Source organism: Streptomyces sp. NPDC031479 (assembly GCF_055581065.1).
In genome coordinates this window covers 23,693-42,407 of record NZ_JBVIKC010000008.1, presented here as the reverse complement: position 1 = coordinate 42,407, position 18,715 = coordinate 23,693, and the positions used below count along the sequence as shown (strand labels likewise).

Sequence of the window (18,715 nt, the reverse complement as noted above, 5' to 3'; positions counted from 1 at the left end):
GCGTACGGGGGTGACCGGGCCGGCTCAGACCGTGTGGAGGTCCTTGTGCGCGGTGGCGGCGGCCGCGCGGTTGGCCTGCCAGCCCACCCAGGCCGAGGTGACCATCTCGCGGACGTCGTGCCGCGCCTTCCAGCCCAGCTCGGCCGCGATCCGGTCGGCCGAGGCCACCACCTTCGCGGGGTCGCCGGGGCGGCGCGGGGTGACGGTGGGGGCGTAGGTGTGGCCGGTGCCCGCGTTCAGCAGCTCGACCATCTCCTTGACGGAGACGCCCTCGCCGCGCCCGATGTTGACCGTCAGGTCCTTGTGGTCCCCGGCCGCGGCCCACTCGGCGAGGCGGCGGGCCGCCACCACGTGGGCGTCCGCGAGGTCCTCGACGTGGATGTAGTCGCGGATGCAGGTGCCGTCCGGGGTCGGGTAGTCGTCGCCGAAGATCCGCGCGCCCTCGCCGGCCTCGTAGCGTTCGAAGACCATCGGGACGAGGTTGAAGACGCCGGTGTCCGCGAGCTCCGGGGCGGCCGCTCCCGCCACGTTGAAGTAGCGCAGGCAGGCGGTGGAGATCCCGTGCGCCTTGCCGGCGGCCCGGACGAGCCACTCCCCGGCCAGCTTGGTCTCGCCGTACGGGCTGAGCGGGGCGCAGGGGGTCTCCTCGGTGACCAGGTCCACGTCGGGCATGCCGTAGACCGAGGCGGAGGAGGAGAAGAGGAAGTTGCGGATCCCGGCGGCGGCGACGGCCTGGAGCAGGACCGTGAGGCCGTGGACGTTCTCGTGGTAGTAGTACAGCGGCTTCTCGACGGACTCGCCGACCTGCTTCTTGCCCGCGAGGTGCACCACTCCGGTGATCCGGTGGTCGGCGATGGCCCGGTCGAGGGCGAGGCGGTCCAGCACCGAGGCGGTCACCAGCGGAACGCCCTCCGGGACGCGGTGCTCGTTGCCCGTCGAGAGGTCGTCGAAGACCACGACCTTCTCGCCCGCGCGCAGCATCGCCCGGACGACGTGTGAGCCGATGTAGCCGGCTCCACCGGTGATGAGGAAAGTCATGCGTATCTCCCGAGCTCTAGCGTGACCTGCGCGTGCGGGCGCGGTCGAGGCGGTTGCGTACGAAGGTCAGCGCGCCCCCGGCACCGGGCGCGAGGCGCAGGGCCAGCGCTCCGGCGGCCGTGCGGTAGGGCTGCGCCAGCAGAACACCGTACCGGCTGCTGGGCAGGGCCCGGCGCCGGAGCAGTCCGCCGAGGGGGCGCAGCGAGGTGACCAGGGAGCTCCCGTCGCCGCACTCCACGCCCGCCCGGACGTCCCAGGCCTGCATCCCGCGCAGCCCGCGGCGGCGCCCCGTGGCTGCCAGCGCGGGCAGCCGGAAGGGCACCTCGGCGCTCCAGCCGTCCCCGTCGGGGGCGGTCCGCAGCTCCACGGGGCGCGTGGCGACGGCGGCGCCGCCCGCCCGGGGCAGGAAGTCCAGCCGGACGGTGCGCGGGCCGGCCCCGGCGAGGCGGCCGTACAGGTCGCGCACCCGGATCCGGACCGCCCCGCGCCCGGCGGGTTCGGCGTCGACGGTGACGGGCAGCTCCGCGAGGGGCAGGCCGTCGAGCCCGTCCAGCGGCACCGGCAGCTCCGCGCTCCACACCGGCCCGCCGTCGCCACCGGTGGCGTACGGGGGCAGCAGCCGGGGCGGCTCGGCGGCGAAGCGGACCAGCCGCTCCAGGTCCGCGGGCGGGGCCTCGCTCGCCAGCAGCACGCGCGCGGTCCAGCGGGCTCGGGCGGGGGCGGCCTCGATGTCGGCGTCCGCGAACCCGGTCAGGTAGTCGCGGGTCAGGGTCCACCAGGCGGCGCGGTGGCCGGGGTCCGAGCCCAGCTCGCGCAGGTACATGCGCAGGTCGTAGTCGAGGAACTTCGCCTGGCAGGCGCGGCCCAGCTCCGGGGAGGCCTCGGCGAGGGTCCCGGAGGCGACGGTGTGCGCGGCGATCCGCGAGCGCCAGTTGCCGACGTCGGCGCGGGCCAGGGAGATCGAGACCTGGGCGGCGCCGCGGCGCACGTGCCACACGTAGACCAGGTCGCCGACGACCGCGATGCGGGGGGCGGCCGCCAGGACGCGGGAGGTGAAGACGAAGTCCTCGTAGACGAAACGGCCGTCGGGGAAGCGGATCGCGTGCTTCTCCAGGAAGGCGCGCTCGTAGAGCTTGTTCACGCAGAGGGTGTCGCGCACCAGCTCGGGCCGGTCTGCGGGCCGCTCGACGACCTCACCGGGGGTGTACAGGCCGGGCATCCAGGGGACCTCGCGGCCCTCCGGCAGCTCGCGGCGCACGCACGAGCCGACCGTGACGGGGGCGCGGTGGGCGACGGCCGCCCGGACCAGGGCCTCGGCGGCGCCCGGCGGCAGGACGTCGTCGCTGTCCAGGAAGAGGACGTACGGCGCGCTCGCGGCCTCGATCCCGTCGTTGCGCGGGGTGCCGCAGCCTCCGCTGTTCTCCGTGCGGTGCACGACCTTCAGCCGGGGGTGCTCGGCGGCGAGGGCGTCGAGCACCCGCGCGGTCCCGTCCGAGGAGGCGTCGTCCACCGCGATGACCTCGGCGACCACCGGGCCCTGGGCGAGGGCCGAGGCCACGGCCTCGCCCACGAGCCCGGCGTCGTTGTACGCGATCACCACCACGGAGACGGCGGGGCCGCCCGTGGTGGTGTCACTGCTGGAATCACTGCTGCTCACCCGGAGGATCCTAGGCGAACGGCGTAAAGCGGAGTTCAACGGCGTGCGCGTCCCCCTAGAAGGGGCGGAACTCGTCGTACTCCTGCTGGGCGGAGTCGCCGCGCCGGGCTTCCTTCTCGCTGCGGCGCTGGGCGGCCGGACGCGGGGCGTCCATGCGGTGGTCCTCACCGCGACGGCCCAGCATCTCGGCGCCGGCCATCATGGTCGGCTCCCAGTCGAAGACGACGGCGTTCTCGTCGGAGCCGATGGCCACGCCGTCACCGGCGCGGGCGCCGGCCTTCTTCAGCGCTTCCTCGACGCCCAGGCGGTTGAGGCGGTCGGCGAGGTAGCCGACGGCCTCGTCGTTGTTGAAGTCGGTCTGGCGCACCCAGCGCTCCGGCTTCTCGCCGCGCACGTTGTAGACGTCCTCGACCTCGTCGTAGGTGACGGTGAAGCCGGCGTCGTCCACGGCCTTGGGCCGGATGACGATGCGGGTCGCCTCCTGCTTGGGCTTGCGGGCACGGGCCTTGGCGATGCCCTCGGCGAGGAAGAAGGAGAGCTCCTTCAGGCCCGTGCGGGCGACCGCGGAGACCTCGAAGACCTTGTAGCCGCGGGCCTCCAGGTCCGGGCGGACCATGTCGGCGAGCTCCTGGCCGTCGGGGATGTCGACCTTGTTGAGGACGACGAGGCGCGGACGCTTCTCCAGGCCGCCGCCGTAGAGCCGCAGCTCCTCCTCGATGACGTCGAGGTCGGCGATCGGGTCGCGGTCGGTCTCCAGCGTGGCGGTGTCCAGGACGTGCACGAGGACCGAGCAGCGCTCGACGTGGCGCAGGAACTCCAGGCCGAGGCCGCGGCCCTGGCTGGCGCCGGGGATCAGGCCCGGGACGTCGGCGATGGTGTAGACGGTCGAACCGGCCGTGACCACGCCCAGGTTCGGGACCAGGGTGGTGAAGGGATAGTCCGCGATCTTCGGCTTGGCCGAGGAGAGCACCGAGATCAGCGAGGACTTGCCGGCGCTCGGGAAGCCGACCAGCGCCACGTCGGCGACGGTCTTGAGCTCCAGGACGATGTCGCCGGTGGTGCCGGGAACGCCGAGCAGCGCGAAGCCGGGCGCCTTGCGGCGGGCGGAGGACAGCGCGGCGTTGCCGAGGCCGCCGCGGCCGCCCTCGGCGGCCACGTAGGTGGTGCCCTGGCCGACGAGGTCGGCGAGGACGTTGCCCTCCTTGTCGAGGACGACGGTGCCGTCCGGCACGGGCAGGACCAGGTCCTGGCCGTCCTTGCCGGAGCGGTTGCCGCCCTCGCCGGGCTTGCCGTTGGTGGCCTTGCGGTGGGGGCTGTGGTGGTAGTCCAGCAGGGTGGTGATCGCCTGCTCCACCACCAGGATGACGTCGCCGCCACGGCCGCCGTTGCCGCCGTCGGGACCGCCGAGCGGCTTGAACTTCTCCCGGTGAACGGAGGCGCAGCCGTGGCCCCCGTTACCCGCGGCGACGTGCAGCTCGACGCGGTCCACGAAGGTGGTCATGGGTGTTCCTCCAGATACATACGGGAATGTCCCGGGCAGGCCTTGCTGCCCATTAAACGTGTCTATGTGACAACGCGCCGAGGGCGGACCTCTCTTCCCGGCATGCGCCGGGAAGAGACGAGATCCGCCCTCGGGGTGTTACGAACGCTTGAGATTCAGCAGGAGCTGGATCAGGCGGCCGGAACGATGTTGACGACCTTGCGGCCACGGTGCGTGCCGAACTCGACCGAACCGGCCTGCAGCGCGAACAGCGTGTCGTCGCCGCCACGGCCCACACCCGAACCCGGGTGGAAGTGGGTGCCGCGCTGGCGAACGAGGATCTCACCAGCGGAAACGACCTGACCGCCGAAGCGCTTCACGCCGAGCCGCTGAGCATTGGAATCGCGCCCGTTCCGGGTGGACGATGCGCCCTTCTTGTGTGCCATGTCTCAGTCCCTCTTACTTCGCAGCCGTGGGGATACCGGTGACCTTGATCGCCGTGTACTGCTGGCGGTGACCCTGGCGACGGCGGTAGCCGGTCTTGTTCTTGTAGCGCAGGATGTCGATCTTGGCGCCCTTGTGGTGGTCCACGATCTCGGCCTGAACCTTGATCCCGGCCAGCACCCACGGGTCGCTGGTCACGGCGTCGCCGTCGACAACGAGCAGGGTCGAGAGCTCGACCGTGTCGCCAACCTTGGCAGTGGAAATCTTGTCAACCTCAACGATGTCGCCGACAGCAACCTTGTGCTGGCGACCACCGCTGCGCACGATGGCGTACACGCGGATCTCTCTCTCACTCGGGACGGATGCTCCTGAAGCCAGCCGCTCACGCGGGCCGGGGCCCACGGTGATCCGGAATTGGACGAGCGGCCTCTCCCGTGGCCCGGCCGCTTGCGCGGACGGTGCGGGAGGAAGGTGCTCAGGAGCGCGACGCACGCTGAACGGGTAATCGTTCAAGACACGCCGACGGTCTAGGTTACGGGGCCGGTTCCAGGGGGTCAAACCGGGCCCCGCGCGCCCGTGGGCCCCGCCGCTCGGCGGGGCCCACGGGTGTCACGCGGATCAGGCTTCGGCGGGAGCCGAGACGGACGGCGGGGTCTGCTGCTCCGCCGCCGCGGTCTTCTTCGTCGCCCGCTTCGCCACGGTCTTCTTGGCCGTCGCCTTCTTCGCGACGGTCTTCTTGGCGGCCGCCGCCTTCTTGGCCGGGGCCTTCTTCGCCGTGGTGGTGGTCGCCTTCTTGGCCGGGGCCTTGCGGGCGGCCTTCTTCGCCGGAGCCGCGGGTTCGGCCGCCGCCTCCGGCTCGGCCTCGGCGGCCGGCTCGGCGGCCACGACGGGCTCGGGCTCGGCGGCCGGGGCCTCGACGACCACGATGGCCGCCTGCGCCGCCCCTGCCGGGGAACCGGCGGGCGCGGTGGCCTTGCGGGTGGCACGGCGGCGCGGACGTGCCGGAGCGGCCTCCACGACGGGCTCCGCGACCGGCTCCGCCACCTCGGCCGGAGCGGCCTCGGTCACGGCTTCGACGACCGGCTCGGGCTCGGCGGCCGGCTCGGGCGCGGCCTCGACGACCGGCTCGGGCGCGGTGGCCTTGCGGGTCGCACGGCGACGCGTACGGCCCTTCGGCGCGGCCTCGACCGGCTCCGCCGCCTCGACGGTCTCCACGGCCTCGACGACCTCGGCCGCCGCCACGGCTTCCACGGCCTCGGCGGCCGGCTGGAGCACCGTGTCGGCCGGCTCGGTGACCGGCTCGGCGACCGGCTCGGCCTCGGCGACCGGGGTCACCGGAGACTGCGCCGGAGCCGCGGCCCGGTCCGCGCCCCGCGGGGCGCCCGCCGGAGCGGTCGCCTTACGGGTGGCACGGCGACGGTTGCGACGCCCGCTCAGACCCGCCGCGGCCTCGGCCTCGGCCGGGCTGCCGTACAGCTCCTCGCCCGCGACGAACTCCGGCTCCGGCAGCGCACGCGGCGCGGCGACCTCGGCGGCCACCTCGGCCTCGGTCTCGGCCTCGAACACGTCGGACTCGACGGTCTCGATCACATCGAGCTCGTGCTCGTGGTCCAGGGCCCGGCCACCGCGGCGCTTGGAGCGCTTGCCGTTGCCACCGCCGCCGACCGCGGTCGGGGTCTCCATGTGCACGATGACACCGCGGCCGTTGCAGTGGACGCAGGTCTCGGAGAAGGACTCCAGCAGACCCTGGCCCACCCGCTTGCGGGTCATCTGCACCAGGCCCAGCGAGGTGACCTCGGCCACCTGGTGCTTGGTGCGGTCGCGGCCCAGGCATTCCAGCATGCGCCGCAGGACCAGGTCGCGGTTGGACTCCAGGACCATGTCGATGAAGTCGATGACGACGATGCCGCCCAGGTCGCGCAGCCGCAGCTGGCGCACGATCTCCTCGGCCGCCTCCAGGTTGTTCCGGGTGACGGTCTCTTCGAGGTTGCCGCCCTGACCCGTGAACTTGCCGGTGTTGACGTCGATGACGATCATCGCCTCGGTCTTGTCGATCACGAGGGAACCGCCCGAGGGCAGCCACACCTTGCGGTCGAGCGCCTTGGCGAGCTGCTCGTCGATCCGGTACGTCGCGAAGACGTCGACCTCGGAGGTCCAGCGCGACAGCCGGCCGGCCAGGTCCGGGGCCACGTGGTTCACGTAGCCGTGGATGGTCTCCCAGGCGGTGTCACCGCTGACGATGACCTTCGAGAAGTCCTCGTTGAAGATGTCGCGCACGACACGGACGGTCATGTCCGGCTCGCCGTACAGCAGGCTCGGCGAAGAGGTCGAGATCTGCTTCGACTTCTTCTGGATGTCCTCCCACTGGGCCTGCAGACGCTCGACGTCGCGGCGCAGCTCGTCCTCGCTCGCACCCTCGGCGGCGGTGCGCACGATGACGCCCGCGTCCTCGGGGACGATCTTCTTGAGGATGCTCTTCAGACGCGCGCGCTCGGTGTCGGGCAGCTTGCGGCTGATGCCGGTCATCGAGCCCTCGGGCACGTAGACCAGGTAGCGGCCGGGCAGCGAGACCTGGCTGGTCAGGCGGGCGCCCTTGTGGCCGATCGGGTCCTTGGTGACCTGCACCAGGACCGACTGGCCGGACTTGAGGGCGGACTCGATGCGGCGCGGGCCGTTGGCCATGCCGAGCGCCTCGAAGTTGACCTCACCGGCGTACAGGACCGCGTTGCGGCCCTTGCCGATGTCGATGAAGGCGGCCTCCATCGACGGCAGCACGTTCTGGACCTTGCCCAGGTAGACGTTGCCGACGTACGAGGTGGCCTCTTCCTTGTTGACGTAGTGCTCGACGAGCACGTTGTCCTCAAGGACGCCGATCTGGGTGCGCTCGCCGGACTGGCGGACGACCATCACGCGCTCGACGGCCTCACGGCGGGCCAGGAACTCGGCCTCGGTGATGATCGGGACGCGGCGACGGCCCTGCTCGCGGCCTTCGCGACGACGCTGCTTCTTGGCCTCCAGGCGGGTCGAGCCCTTGATGGACTGGACCTCGTCGGAAGAGGTGGACTCGCTGCGCTCGCGGGCCGGACGCGGCTCGCGGACCTTGACGACGGTACGGACACCGTCCTCGTCGCCCGCCTCGGTGTCGGCGGCGCCGTCACCACTGCGGCGGCGACGGCGGCGGCGCCGGCGGCTGGAGCTGGAACCGAGGGCCTCTTCGGACTCCTCTTCCTCTTCCTCCTCCTGCTCGGCGGCCTCCGCCTCGGCCTCGGCGTCCTCGTCGGCGGACTCGTCCAGGTCGGCGGACTCGCCGCGACGGCGGCGGCGGCCTCCGCGACGGCGGCGGCGCGAGGGGCGCTCCCCCGACTCGTCGGCCTCGTCCTCGTCGAGCTCGGCGGCCTCGGCCTCGGCCTCCTGCTCCTCGTCCACGGCCTCCACGTCGGCCAGCGACACGGGGGCGGACGGCGCGGCCGGGGCCACGGGCTCGGCGGCACCGCGACGGCGGCGACGGCGGCCGGCGGGCTGCGCGGCGGCCGGGGCCTGCACCTCGGCGACGGCCTCGGCCTCGGCCTCGGTCTCTTCCTCCTCCTCGGCCTCCTCCGCCCGCTGCGCGGCGGCAGCGGCCGCGGCGGCCATGGCGGCGGTCTCGGGGGTCTGGAACATCGGCTCGGCGAAGACCGGGGCCTGGAAGACGGCCACGGCGGGGCGGGCGGCGCGGCGGGCGCGGGGCTCCGCCGGGGCGGCGGGCGCCTCGGTCTCGGCGGCGGCCGGAGCAGCCGGAGCAGCCGGGGCGGAGGCGCGGGTGGCGCGGCGGCGGCCGCCGCGCTTGGGGGAGTCCACGGCGTCGGCGACGGTCACGGCGCGGGGGGCGGCCTTGGGGGCCTCCTCCACAGCGGCGGGCTCGACGGCCGGGGCGGCCTCGGCGGCGGGGGCGGCCGGGGCGGCGACGGCGCGCGTGGCACGGCGACGGGCACGCGGCGCCGGAGCGGCGGCCGGAGCCTCCTCCTCGACCGGAGCGGCGGGCGCGGCCTCGACGACGGGCTCGACGACCTCGACGGCGGCGGGCGCGGCCGGGGCCGCGACGGCGCGCGTGGCACGGCGACGGGCACGCGGCGCCGGAGCGGCGGCCGGAGCCTCCTCCGCCACGGGCGCGGTCGGAGCCTCCTCGACGACGGGCTCGGTGGCCTCGACGACAGCGGCCGGGGCCGCGACGGCGCGCGTGGCACGACGACGGGCACGCGGCGCCGGAGCGGCGGCCGGAGCCTCCTCCTCGACCGGAGCGACGGAAGCGGCGGGCGCGGCCTCGGCGGCGGGCGCCTCCGGGGCGGTGACGGCGCGGGTGGCACGACGACGGGCACGCGGCGCGGGAGCGGCCGGAGCCTCCTCCACCGCGGGCGCGGCGGGGGCCTCCACGACGACGGGCTCGGCGGCCGGGGCGGCGGCGGGCGTGGCCGGGGCGGCGACGGCGCGGGTGGCACGGCGACGGGCACGCGGCGCGGGGGCGGCGGCCGGAGCCTCCTCCACCACGGGCGCGGCCTCGGCGGCGGGAGCCTCCGGGGCGGCGGCGGCGCCGCCCGGCGGGCCGGCCGGCCGGGAGGCGGCGCGGCGACGCCTGCGCGGGGGCAGGTTGTCGCTCGGGCTGCCGTTGTCGGCGGCGGGGGTGTTCTCGTTTTCGGTGTTGAGCATGCGGGCGGTTCTCCCGTCACGCTCCCGGGCGCCGCGGCTGACGTCCGGTCCGGCACGGCTCCGCGCAGGAGCGCGGAGCCGGCCTCCGGGGCGCGTTCGCCACACGGGAGCTGTAGTCCATGGCCGCCGGTTCCGTACGTCTTGTCCGTACGGCCTGGCGGAAGTCTTCAGGTCAGTGCGCTGCCCGACCCAGGTGGCTCCCGAGTGCCAGGGCGGCGCGACGACGACGATCCCTACGCGGCGGGACCTTCCGGCGCCTTCGCGTCGGCGGGCACGGCGGCCGTGGGTGGGGCGGCCGTGACAGCCTCGCGGTCGGGCGCGAGCGGGTCGGTCACCGTGCCGGACTCCTCGTCGAAGAGCCCCTGCGCCAGCCTGGTCACCGCAGCGGGGACCGGCGGCGCCAGGTCGGCCACAGCTCGGAGACCGGACAGGACGTCGTCGGGTCGCACGGCAGGTGTCAAATGCCGAACAACCAGCCGCAGTATCGCACAGGCATTGTCCAGCGGCCTATCAGCCTGGAGGGGAAGAGCTTCCAGGCTGACGACCGCGCCGCGGGTGTCGAAGGTGCGCACGCCGTTCTTGGTGCGGCGCTGCACCTCCACGGTCTCGGCGGTGAGGAACGTCTCCACCGCCCGCTCGGCGTCGGCGGGGTCCACGCCCTCCAGGCGCAGCTCCCACACGGAGGCGGTCAGCCGGTCCGCGAGCCCGGAGGTGCGGGCTTCGACGGCGTCGATGATGTCGAGCCCGACCGGCATCGACTCGTCGAGGAGCTCACGGAGCTTCTCGGGGTCGCGGGGCGCGGCGAGCCCGATCTCCAGGTACTCGGCCTCGCTGCCGGTGCCGGTGGGCGCGGCGTTCGCGTACGAGACCCGGGGGTGCGGGGTGAAGCCGGCCGAGTACGCCATGGGTACCTCGGCGCGGCGCAGGGCGCGCTCGAAGGCGCGCTGGAAGTCTCGGTGGCTGGTGAACCGGAGGCGGCCACGCTTGGTGTAGCGCAGTCGGATGCGCTGCACCACCGGTGCGGGAGGCGGGCCTTCGGGCTGTCGCTTGCCCAGTGGTTCTTCTCCTTGTGCGGGGCGTCGCGGCTCGCGCGTCGCCCTGAGTGTCCGTGGGGCCGGGCGGTCACGCCCCGCCTCCGGCTCACCCCTGCCGTTCGTGCAGGGAGATCTCGGGAGCGGGCGCGCTGCCTACGGCTGTCGTACTACCCAGAGTACGCGCCCGTGACCTCACCGGTTCCCGGGGCGGGGCCCCGAACAGCGCGCGCCGCACCTCGGCACGGGCTTCGCGCACGGCGGCGCGGGCGGTGCGCCAGATCTCGCGGACGACGTGCCCGACGGGGGTGGCGACCTGCCGGTAGGCCCAGGCGCAGGGCCGCGCGACGCATCCGCGCCACAGCCGCACCAGTCCGCGCCCGAGAGCCCGGCTGGTCCGGCCGGCGAGGTGCCACGCGCCGACGAGCAGCCGGCCGAGGGGGGCGAGCAGGTACGCGTACGCTCCCCGGCCCAGCGGTGCCAGGAGGTACCGGTACGCGGCGCCCGCAACCGGCACGACGACGTACCGCCACAGCCGGGCCCACGGCCACACGAACAGCGCCCGGAGCAGCCACACCAGCGCGACCCCGGTGGCGTGCGCCAGCCATGCGCTCGCCCGCCCGACGGGCACGAGCGCGTACCGCCACAGCCAGGCCCACGGCCACACGAACAGCGCCATCCCCAGCGCCCATCCGACCAGGGCGACCCCCCTGGCCAGTGGCGCGAGCAGCCGCCGGCCCACCGTGCGCAGGGCCCGGCCGAGCCCGTCCCCGAGCGGCCGCAGCAGGTGCGTCAGCAGCGCGGCGCCGACGGGAGTCAGCACGTGGCGCCACAGCGTCATCCAGGGCCACACGAACAGCGCCCACGCGACGAGGGCGAGGCCCCGGCCCAGCGGCCGGAGCAGGTACGCGGCCACCGCGCTCCCCAGCCGGGCCAGCCCCCGCCCGACGGGGCTCAGCGCGTACCGCCACAGGCCCGTCCACGGCCAGACGAAGACCAGCTTCAGCAGGGTCGCCGCGACCCGGCCGAGCCCGCGCAGCACCGGCCGCACCACGGCGTCGCGGAAGCGGCGCAGCCCCCGTCCGGCCGGGCCGAGGACGTGCCGGTTCAACAGCCGGGCGACGGCGACGATCAGGTCCCAGACCACCCTCACGGGCAGCACCACCAGGACGGCCACGATCTTGACCGGGACCCGCAGGACCCCCACCAGACACCCGTCGCCGGCGTTCGCGGGCCGGGGCTTCTCCATTTCCATGCCGCTAAGGACACCAGACGGGCCGGACCCGTTGCGCCGCGCGCACATGCGTGTGCCCCCGCCGTTGACGGCGGGGGCACACGGACGCGGCCTCAGGCCGGGGTCACTTCACGACCGTCAGCGGCAGCAGCTTCTGCCCCGTCGGACCGATCTGGATGTGGGTGTCGAGCTGCGGGCAGACGCCGCAGTCGAAGCACGGGGTCCAGCGGCAGTCCTCGACCTCGGTCTCGTCGAGTGCGTCCTGCCAGTCCTCCCAGAGCCAGTCCTTGTCGAGGCCGGAGTCCAGGTGGTCCCAGGGCAGGACCTCCTCGTAGGTGCGCTCACGGGTGGTGTACCAGGCGACGTCGACGCCGTAGGAGGGCAGCGTCTTCTCGGCGGCCTGCATCCAGCGGTCGTACGAGAAGTGCTCGCGCCAGCCGTCGAAGCGGCCACCGGACTCGTACACGGCGCGGATGACGTCGCCGACGCGGCGGTCGCCGCGCGAGAGGAGGCCCTCGACGATGCCGGGCTTGCCGTCGTGGTAGCGGAAGCCGATCGAGCGGCCGTACTTCTTGTCGCCGCGGATCTTGTCGCGGAGCTTGCCGAGACGGGCGTCCGTCTCCTCCGCCGACAGCTGCGGCGCCCACTGGAAGGGGGTGTGCGGCTTCGGCACGAACCCGCCGATCGAGACCGTGCAGCGGATGTCGTTCTGGCCGGAGACCTCGCGGCCCTTGGCGATCACGTTGACCGCCATGTCACCGATCTGGAGGACGTCCTCGTCGGTCTCGGTGGGCAGGCCGCACATGAAGTACAGCTTCACCTGGCGCCAGCCGTTGCCGTAGGCGGTGGAGACCGTACGGATCAGGTCCTCTTCCGAGACCATCTTGTTGATGACCTTGCGCATGCGCTCGGAGCCGCCCTCGGGGGCGAAGGTCAGGCCGGAGCGGCGACCGTTGCGGGTCAGCTCGTTGGCCAGGTCCACGTTGAAGGCGTCGACGCGGGTCGACGGCAGGGACAGGCCCACCTTGTCGTCCGTGTAGCGGTCCGCGAGGCCCTTGGCGATGTCGGCGATCTCGGTGTGGTCCGCGGAGGACAGCGACAGCAGGCCGACCTCCTCGAAGCCCGTGGCCTTGAGACCCTTCTCCACCATTTCGCCGATGCCGGTGATGCTTCGCTCCCGCACGGGGCGCGTGATCATGCCGGCCTGGCAGAAACGGCAGCCGCGGGTGCAGCCGCGGAAGATCTCCACGGACATGCGCTCGTGGACGGTCTCGGCGAGCGGGACCAGGGGCTGCTTGGGGTAGGGCCACTCGTCGAGGTCCATGACGGTGTGCTTGGACACGCGCCACGGCACGCCGGAGCGGTTCGGCACGACACGGCCGATGCGGCCGTCCTCCAGGTACTCCACGTCGTAGAAGCCCGGCACGTAGACGTTGCCGGTCTTCGCGAGGCGCAGCAGCACTTCCTCGCGTCCGCCCGGACGGCCTTCGGCCTTCCAGGTGCGGATGATCTCGGTCATGTCGAGGACGGCCTGCTCGCCGTCGCCGATGACGGCGCAGTCGATGAACTCCGCGATCGGCTCGGGGTTGAAGGCCGCGTGGCCGCCCGCGAGCACGATGGGGTGGTCGACCGTACGGTTCCTCGACTCCAGCGGGATGCCCGCCAGGTCGAGGGCCGTGAGCATGTTGGTGTAGCCCAGCTCCGTGGAGAAGGACAGGCCGAACACGTCGAAGGCGCCGACCGGGCGGTGGCTGTCGACGGTGAACTGCGGCACCTTGTGCTCGCGCATCAGCTCTTCGAGGTCGGGCCAGACCGAGTACGTGCGCTCGGCGAGGACGCCCTCGCGTTCGTTCAGCACCTCGTAGAGGATCATGACGCCCTGGTTGGGCAGCCCCACCTCGTACGCGTCCGGGTACATGAGCGCCCAGCGGACGTCGCACGACTCCCAGGGCTTCACCGTGGAATTGAGCTCACCACCGACGTACTGGATGGGCTTCTGCACATGCGGGAGCAGAGCTTCGAGCTGTGGGAAGACCGACTCGGACATCACGCGACTTTCGTGAAGCGGGCAGGGGGCGACTCTCAAGCGTACCCCGAGGGCCGGACCGCCCCCGCCCACGTGATCACGTGAGGGCGGCCCGCAGCGCGGGGTCGGCGGCCTCGGCCCAGACGGCCGGGAGCTCGCGCTCGCAGCGCGCGGTCACGGCTTCCTCGCGGCCGTACAGGACGCCCCAGGTGAAGGAGGGCTCGCCGGCGCCGGACGCCTGGAGGGCCAGCCGGTGCAGGGCCTCGCGGGCGACGACGCCGTCGCGGTGCTCGCCGAGCAGGGTCTGCACGCTCTTGGCGGCCTTGGCCAGGCGCCGGGCCGGTTTGCCGAGGGCGGGGGCGGCGGCCTCGGCCGCGTAGCGGGCGCGCTTGGCCGCCTTGCGGGCCTCGTGCAGGGCGGTGTCGCGTTCCTCACCCGGCTCCAGCTCCAGCGCGGCGCCGACCCGGCGGGCGAGGCGGTCCCAGTCGCGGAGCACGGCCTTCGGCAGGACGCGCGCCGCCGGGCGGCCGGCGCGGGCGCGCAGGGGCGGGTCGGCCAGCAGGGCGTCGAGGGCGTCGAGGAGTGCCAGGTGGCGCGGGCTGTCGAGGGCCGCGACGGCGCGGCGGCGGGTGGCGGAGCGGCGGGCGGCGTTCCAGGTGCGCAGCCGGGACCGGACCGGGCCGTGGACCAGGGTGCGCGGGAGTTCCCCGAGGCGGGTGCGCAGCCGTTCCAGCAGGACCTCGCGGTCGCGGTCGGCGCCGAGCTCGGCGCCGAGGTGGCGCAGTTCCTCGCGGAGCGGGTCGGTGGCGGTGCGGTCGACGATCCGGCGGTAGGTGGCGAGCGCGCTGCGCAGCCGGCGGGTGGCGACGCGCATCTGGTGGACGGAGTCGGGCAGGTCCAGGCGGACGGCGGGGTCGAGGGCGATCAGGGCATCGCGCTGTTCGCGCAGGTACGCCAGCAGGTGCGCGCCCGCCGTGCCCTCGGGGGGTCCATCGGCGGCAGCGGCGGGGGCCGGGGCGGCGCCGGTCTCGGCGAGGGCGCGGGCGAGCTTCGAGGGGGCGTCGCTGACCCGGAGTCCGGCCTTGCGGAAGCGCTTCTCGACGGCGTCGAGGAGGGCGGGGTCCACGCCGTCGGCGAGTTCCACCTCGACCTCGGTCCAGGTGGCGACGGCGGTGCCCCGCTCGGCGCGCACGGTGTCGGTGCTCAGCTCGGCGAGGAAGTCGCCCCGGGCGTCGAGGAGGTGGCTCACGGCGCGTTCGGAGCCCAGCCTGACCTGTGGTTCGAGCCCGGAGTCGCGGACGCGGGAGCGGACGAGGGCGGTGAGGGCGCGGGGCGGGGTGTCGGCGAGGGGGGCGCGGATCTCGTCGCGGACTCCGGGGGCGACGGGCAGTTTCAGGTGCCAGCCGGCGTCCTGGCCGCCGGTGCGGCGCCGCAGGGTGAGCCCGGCGGCGGCGAGGCGCCGGTCGGCGGTGTCGTAGTAGACGGCGTCGAGGCGGACGGTGCCCCCGTCGCGGACCGCGGTGATCCCGGCGGTGCCGGTCAGGTCGGGGAGGCGCCCGCGGCGTCCGGTGCCGGCTTCGCCGCCCTCCGCGCCGTCGCCGTGCGTGAACTCGAATTTCCGCTCGATCTCGCGCTTGGTTTCCGCCATGAACCGAATCTAATGCGGAACGGGGTGCGGTGGGAGGCCGCCGCCCGCTCCGGCGGAAAGCGGCCCCCTCACGGCGTGATCAGGCCGACATGGGGCGTTGGACCCGGATGGACTGGAGCAGTCCGATCGCCACCCAGACGGCGAACATCGATGATCCTCCGTAGGAGACGAAGGGCAGCGGGAGCCCGGCCACGGGCATGATGCCGAGGGTCATCCCGATGTTCTCGAAGGCCTGGAAGGCGAACCAGGCGATGATCCCGGCGCACACGACGGTGCCGTAGAGCTCGGTGGTCTCGCGGGCGATGACGCAGGCCCGCCAGAGCACGACGCCGAGGAGGACCAGGATCAGTCCGGCGCCGAGGAATCCGAGCTCCTCCCCCGCCACGGTGAAGACGAAGTCGGTCTGCTGCTCCGGGACGAACTGGCCGGTGGTCTGCGAGCCCTTGAAGAGCCCGGAGCCGGTCAGGCCGCCGGAGCCGATCGCGATGCGGGCCTGGTTGGTGTTGTAGCCGACGCCGGCGGGGTCGAGCTCGGGGTTGGCGAAGGCCGCGAAGCGGTTGATCTGGTACTCGTCGAGGACGCCGAGCTGCCAGATCAGGACGGCCCCGGCGGCGCCGGAGGCGAGCAGGCCGACCACCCAGCGGTTGGAGGCGCCGGAGGCGAGCAGCACGCCGAGCACGATGACGACCATGACCATGACGGAGCCGAGGTCGGGCATCAGCATGACGATGCCCATGGGGGCGGCGGCCAGGCACAGCGCCTTCATCACGGTGCGGTGGTCGGGGTGGGCGAGGTCTCCCGCGTCCACCCGCGCGGCGAGCAGCATGGCCATGCCGAGGATGATCGTGATCTTCACGAACTCGGAGGGCTGGAGCGAGAAGCCGCCGCCGATCACGATCCACGCGTGGGCGCCGTTGATGGTGGCGCCGAGCGGGGTGAGCACGGCGATGATCAGGACCAGGGAGAGCCCGTACAGGAGGGGCACGACCCCGCGCAGGGTGCGGTGCCCGAGGGCGATGGTGCCGATCATCAGGACCAGGCCGATGCCGGTGTTCATGGCGTGGCGCAGGAGGAAGTAGTACGGGTCCCCCTGGTTCAGGGTGGTGCGGTTGCGGGTCGCGGACCACACCAGCAGGGAGCCGAGGGCGGACAGCGCGAGCGCGGACAGCAGGATCGGCCAGTCGAGCCGGCGCAGGACGGAGTCCCGCGCGGTCAGCCTGGCCACGCGTCCGCGCTGGGGTGCGTAGCGGGAGACGGAGAACTTGTTGGCGGTCTGCATCGGGCCTCAGTCCTGCCGGTGGGCGGGCGGGGCCGGCGGTCCGGCGAGCGCGGGCGGGGCGGAGTCCTCCGGGGACGGCGGCACGTACGGCCGCACCTCGGGGGCGTCGATGGATCCGTCGGGCTGCACCTTGGGCAGCTCGGCCTCGGGCTTGAGCAGCAGGGCCTTCTTGGGGTCCTGCTTGCCGGCCATGTCGAGGCCGTAGAGGGCGTTGTAGACGTTGCGGACGGCGGGACCGGAGGCACCGGAGCCGGTGCCGCCCTGGGAGATCGTCATCACGATCGTGTAGTCCTCGGTGTACGTGGCGAACCAGGAGGTCGTCTGCTTGCCGTAGACCTCGGCGGTGCCGGTCTTGGCGTGCATCGGGATCTCCTTCTGCGGCCAGCCGCCGAAGCGCCAGGCGGCGGTGCCGCGGGTGGCGACGCCCTCCAGCGCTTCTCCTATCTTCGACCGGGTCTCCTCGGTCATGGGCAGCTTGCCGTGGGCCTTCGGCTTGATCTCCTCGACCTTCTTGCCGTCGGCGCTGATGACCGCCTTGCCGATGGTCGGGTTCCACAGGGTGCCGCCGTTGGAGATGGCGGCGTAGATGGTGGCCATCTGGATCGGCGTGACGAGCGTGTCGCCCTGCCCGATGGAGTAGTTGACGGCGTCACCGGCGCGCATGAGGTTGCCTTCGAGGCAGTTCTCGTAGGAGAGCAGCTCGACGTAGGTGCCGCCCTTCTTGCCGGTCTTGCACCACTGGTCCTTGTTGGCCTCCCAGAACTTCTGCTTCCACTCGCGGTCGGGGACCCGGCCCTTCTCCTCGCCCGGCAGGTCCACGCCGGTCTCGGCGCCGAGACCGAACTGGTGGGCGGTCTTGTAGAAGATCTGCGCCGGGTTCTTCACCGGGTGCAGCCCGCCGTCCTTCAGCCACTGCTGGTGGCCGAGGGCGTAGAAGACGGTGTCGCAGGAGACCTCCAGCGCCCGCCCGAGGGTGATGCTGCCGTGGCCCTGGGACTCGAAGTTCTTGAAGACCTGGCCGCCGATGGAGTACGAGCTGGGGCAGGGGTAGTCGCCGTCGAACTTGTACCCGGCGTTGACCGCGGCCGCGGTCGGGATGACCTTGAAGATGGAGCCCGGGGCCGCCTGGCCCTGGATCGCCCGGTTCATCAGCGGGACGTTGGACTCCTTGGCGGTGAGCTTGGCGTAGTCCTTGCCGGAGATGCCGCCGACCCACACGTTGGGGTCGTACGTCGGGTTGGAGGCCATCGCCACGACCCGGCCGGTCTTGGACTCCAGGACGACGATGGCGCCGGCGTCGGCCTTGTAGGGGACGCCGGTGTTGCGGTCGATCTGCTTGCGCGCCTCGACCATGGCCGCGTTGAGCTCGTACTCGGCGACCCCCTGGACGCGGGCGTCGATGCTGGTGACCAGGTTGGCGCCGGGGACGGCGGGGTCGTTGGCGGCCTGGCCGATGACCCGGCCGAGGTTGTCCACCTCGTAGCGGGTGACGCCTGACTTGCCGCGCAGCGCCCTGTCGTAGGTGCGCTCCAGGCCGAAGCGGCCGACCTGGTCCGAGCGCAGGAACGGCGAGTTGGTGTTCTTCGCCTTGACGATCTCGTCGTCGGTGACCGGGGAGAGGTAGCCGAGGACCTGGCCGGTGTTGGCGCCGCCGGGGGCCGGGTAGCGGCGTACGGCGGTGGGTTCGGCGGTGATGCCGGGGAAGTCCTCGGGGCGTTCGCGGATCTGGAGGGCCTGCTGGGTGGTGGCCTCCAGGGTCACCGGGATGGGCTGGTAGGGGGAACCGTTCCAGCAGGGCTGCGGGGTCTTGGAGTCGCAGAGGCGGACCTTGTCCATGACGTCCTGCGGCTTCATGTCGAGCACCCCGGCGAGGCGGGTCAGGACGCCCTTGCCCTTGTCCTTTATCTTCATCAGCTCGGTGCGGCTGGCGGAGACGACCAGACGGGTCTCGTTGTCGGCCAGCGGCACGCCGCGCGCGTCCAGGATGGAGCCGCGGACGGCCGGCTGGACCACCTGCTGGACGTGGTTGTTCTTGGCCTCGTCGGAGTACTCCTGGCCGTTGCGGATCTGGAGGTACCAGAGCCGGCCGCCCAGCGTGAGCAGCAGGGAGAAGACGAGCACCTGCAGGATGACGAGCCGGATCTGCACCCGGTGGGTGCGTCCGGTCTCCGGAATGTTGGTCACGACTGCTCCCC

General features: G+C 73.2%; 12 protein-coding genes. All 12 read right to left on the bottom strand.

Annotation, left to right across the window (positions count from 1 at the left end; all coding sequences use genetic code 11):
* Positions 1 to 24 precede the first annotated feature (24 nt).
* On the bottom strand, positions 25 to 1,038 hold the full coding sequence (galE, locus tag ACZ5D2_RS11615) for a UDP-glucose 4-epimerase GalE (RefSeq protein ID WP_371678565.1): 1,014 nt from the start codon (positions 1,036 to 1,038) through the stop codon (positions 25 to 27).
* A gap of 16 nt (positions 1,039 to 1,054) precedes the next feature.
* Positions 1,055 to 2,695, bottom strand: coding sequence for a glycosyltransferase family 2 protein (locus tag ACZ5D2_RS11610; protein ID WP_371678564.1), 1,641 nt, complete (start codon positions 2,693 to 2,695; stop codon positions 1,055 to 1,057).
* Between the two features lie 55 nt (positions 2,696 to 2,750).
* Positions 2,751 to 4,196 (bottom strand): GTPase ObgE, encoded by a 1,446-nt coding sequence (gene obgE / locus ACZ5D2_RS11605; RefSeq protein WP_371678563.1) that lies wholly within the window; start codon positions 4,194 to 4,196, stop codon positions 2,751 to 2,753.
* Between the two features lie 170 nt (positions 4,197 to 4,366).
* Positions 4,367 to 4,621 carry a 50S ribosomal protein L27 gene (rpmA, locus tag ACZ5D2_RS11600; RefSeq protein WP_030013081.1) on the bottom strand — a complete coding sequence of 85 codons (255 nt, stop codon included), beginning with the start codon at positions 4,619 to 4,621 and terminating at the stop codon, positions 4,367 to 4,369.
* Between the two features lie 13 nt (positions 4,622 to 4,634).
* Positions 4,635 to 4,955 carry a 50S ribosomal protein L21 gene (rplU, locus tag ACZ5D2_RS11595; protein ID WP_030159347.1) on the bottom strand — a complete coding sequence of 107 codons (321 nt, stop codon included), beginning with the start codon at positions 4,953 to 4,955 and terminating at the stop codon, positions 4,635 to 4,637.
* 282 nt (positions 4,956 to 5,237) lie between these two features.
* A complete protein-coding gene (locus ACZ5D2_RS11590) occupies positions 5,238 to 9,302 on the bottom strand; it encodes an Rne/Rng family ribonuclease (protein ID WP_371678562.1) in 4,065 nt (1,354 codons plus the stop codon).
* A gap of 233 nt (positions 9,303 to 9,535) precedes the next feature.
* A complete protein-coding gene (locus tag ACZ5D2_RS11585; RefSeq protein WP_371678561.1) occupies positions 9,536 to 10,315 on the bottom strand; it encodes a TIGR03936 family radical SAM-associated protein in 780 nt (259 codons plus the stop codon).
* A gap of 127 nt (positions 10,316 to 10,442) precedes the next feature.
* A complete protein-coding gene (locus ACZ5D2_RS11580; RefSeq protein WP_371678560.1) occupies positions 10,443 to 11,588 on the bottom strand; it encodes a hypothetical protein in 1,146 nt (381 codons plus the stop codon).
* Positions 11,589 to 11,691: 103 nt separating this feature from the next.
* Positions 11,692 to 13,617, bottom strand: coding sequence for a TIGR03960 family B12-binding radical SAM protein (locus tag ACZ5D2_RS11575; protein ID WP_371678559.1), 1,926 nt, complete (start codon positions 13,615 to 13,617; stop codon positions 11,692 to 11,694).
* Positions 13,618 to 13,690: 73 nt separating this feature from the next.
* A complete protein-coding gene (locus tag ACZ5D2_RS11570; protein WP_371678558.1) occupies positions 13,691 to 15,241 on the bottom strand; it encodes a CYTH and CHAD domain-containing protein in 1,551 nt (516 codons plus the stop codon).
* A 79-nt stretch (positions 15,242 to 15,320) separates the two neighbouring features.
* Positions 15,321 to 16,520, bottom strand: coding sequence for a rod shape-determining protein RodA (gene rodA, locus ACZ5D2_RS11565; protein WP_371678557.1), 1,200 nt, complete (start codon positions 16,518 to 16,520; stop codon positions 15,321 to 15,323).
* Between the two features lie 6 nt (positions 16,521 to 16,526).
* Positions 16,527 to 18,704: a penicillin-binding protein 2 gene (gene mrdA / locus ACZ5D2_RS11560; RefSeq protein ID WP_371678556.1), complete on the bottom strand. Its 2,178-nt coding sequence runs from the start codon at positions 18,702 to 18,704 to the stop codon at positions 16,527 to 16,529.
* Positions 18,705 to 18,715 lie beyond the last annotated feature (11 nt).

What these genes read in the sequence shown, in the direction of transcription:
- ACZ5D2_RS11580 (WP_371678560.1), bottom strand. Translation starts at nt 11,588, where the DNA reads ATGGAAATGGAGAAGCCCCGGCCCGCGAACGCCGGCGACGGGTGTCTG.
- galE (WP_371678565.1), bottom strand. Translation starts at nt 1,038, where the DNA reads ATGACTTTCCTCATCACCGGTGGAGCCGGCTACATCGGCTCACACGTC.
- ACZ5D2_RS11590 (WP_371678562.1), bottom strand. Translation starts at nt 9,302, where the DNA reads ATGCTCAACACCGAAAACGAGAACACCCCCGCCGCCGACAACGGCAGC.
- obgE (WP_371678563.1), bottom strand. Translation starts at nt 4,196, where the DNA reads ATGACCACCTTCGTGGACCGCGTCGAGCTGCACGTCGCCGCGGGTAAC.
- rodA (WP_371678557.1), bottom strand. Translation starts at nt 16,520, where the DNA reads ATGCAGACCGCCAACAAGTTCTCCGTCTCCCGCTACGCACCCCAGCGC.
- ACZ5D2_RS11570 (WP_371678558.1), bottom strand. Translation starts at nt 15,241, where the DNA reads ATGGCGGAAACCAAGCGCGAGATCGAGCGGAAATTCGAGTTCACGCAC.
- rpmA (WP_030013081.1), bottom strand. Translation starts at nt 4,621, where the DNA reads ATGGCACACAAGAAGGGCGCATCGTCCACCCGGAACGGGCGCGATTCC.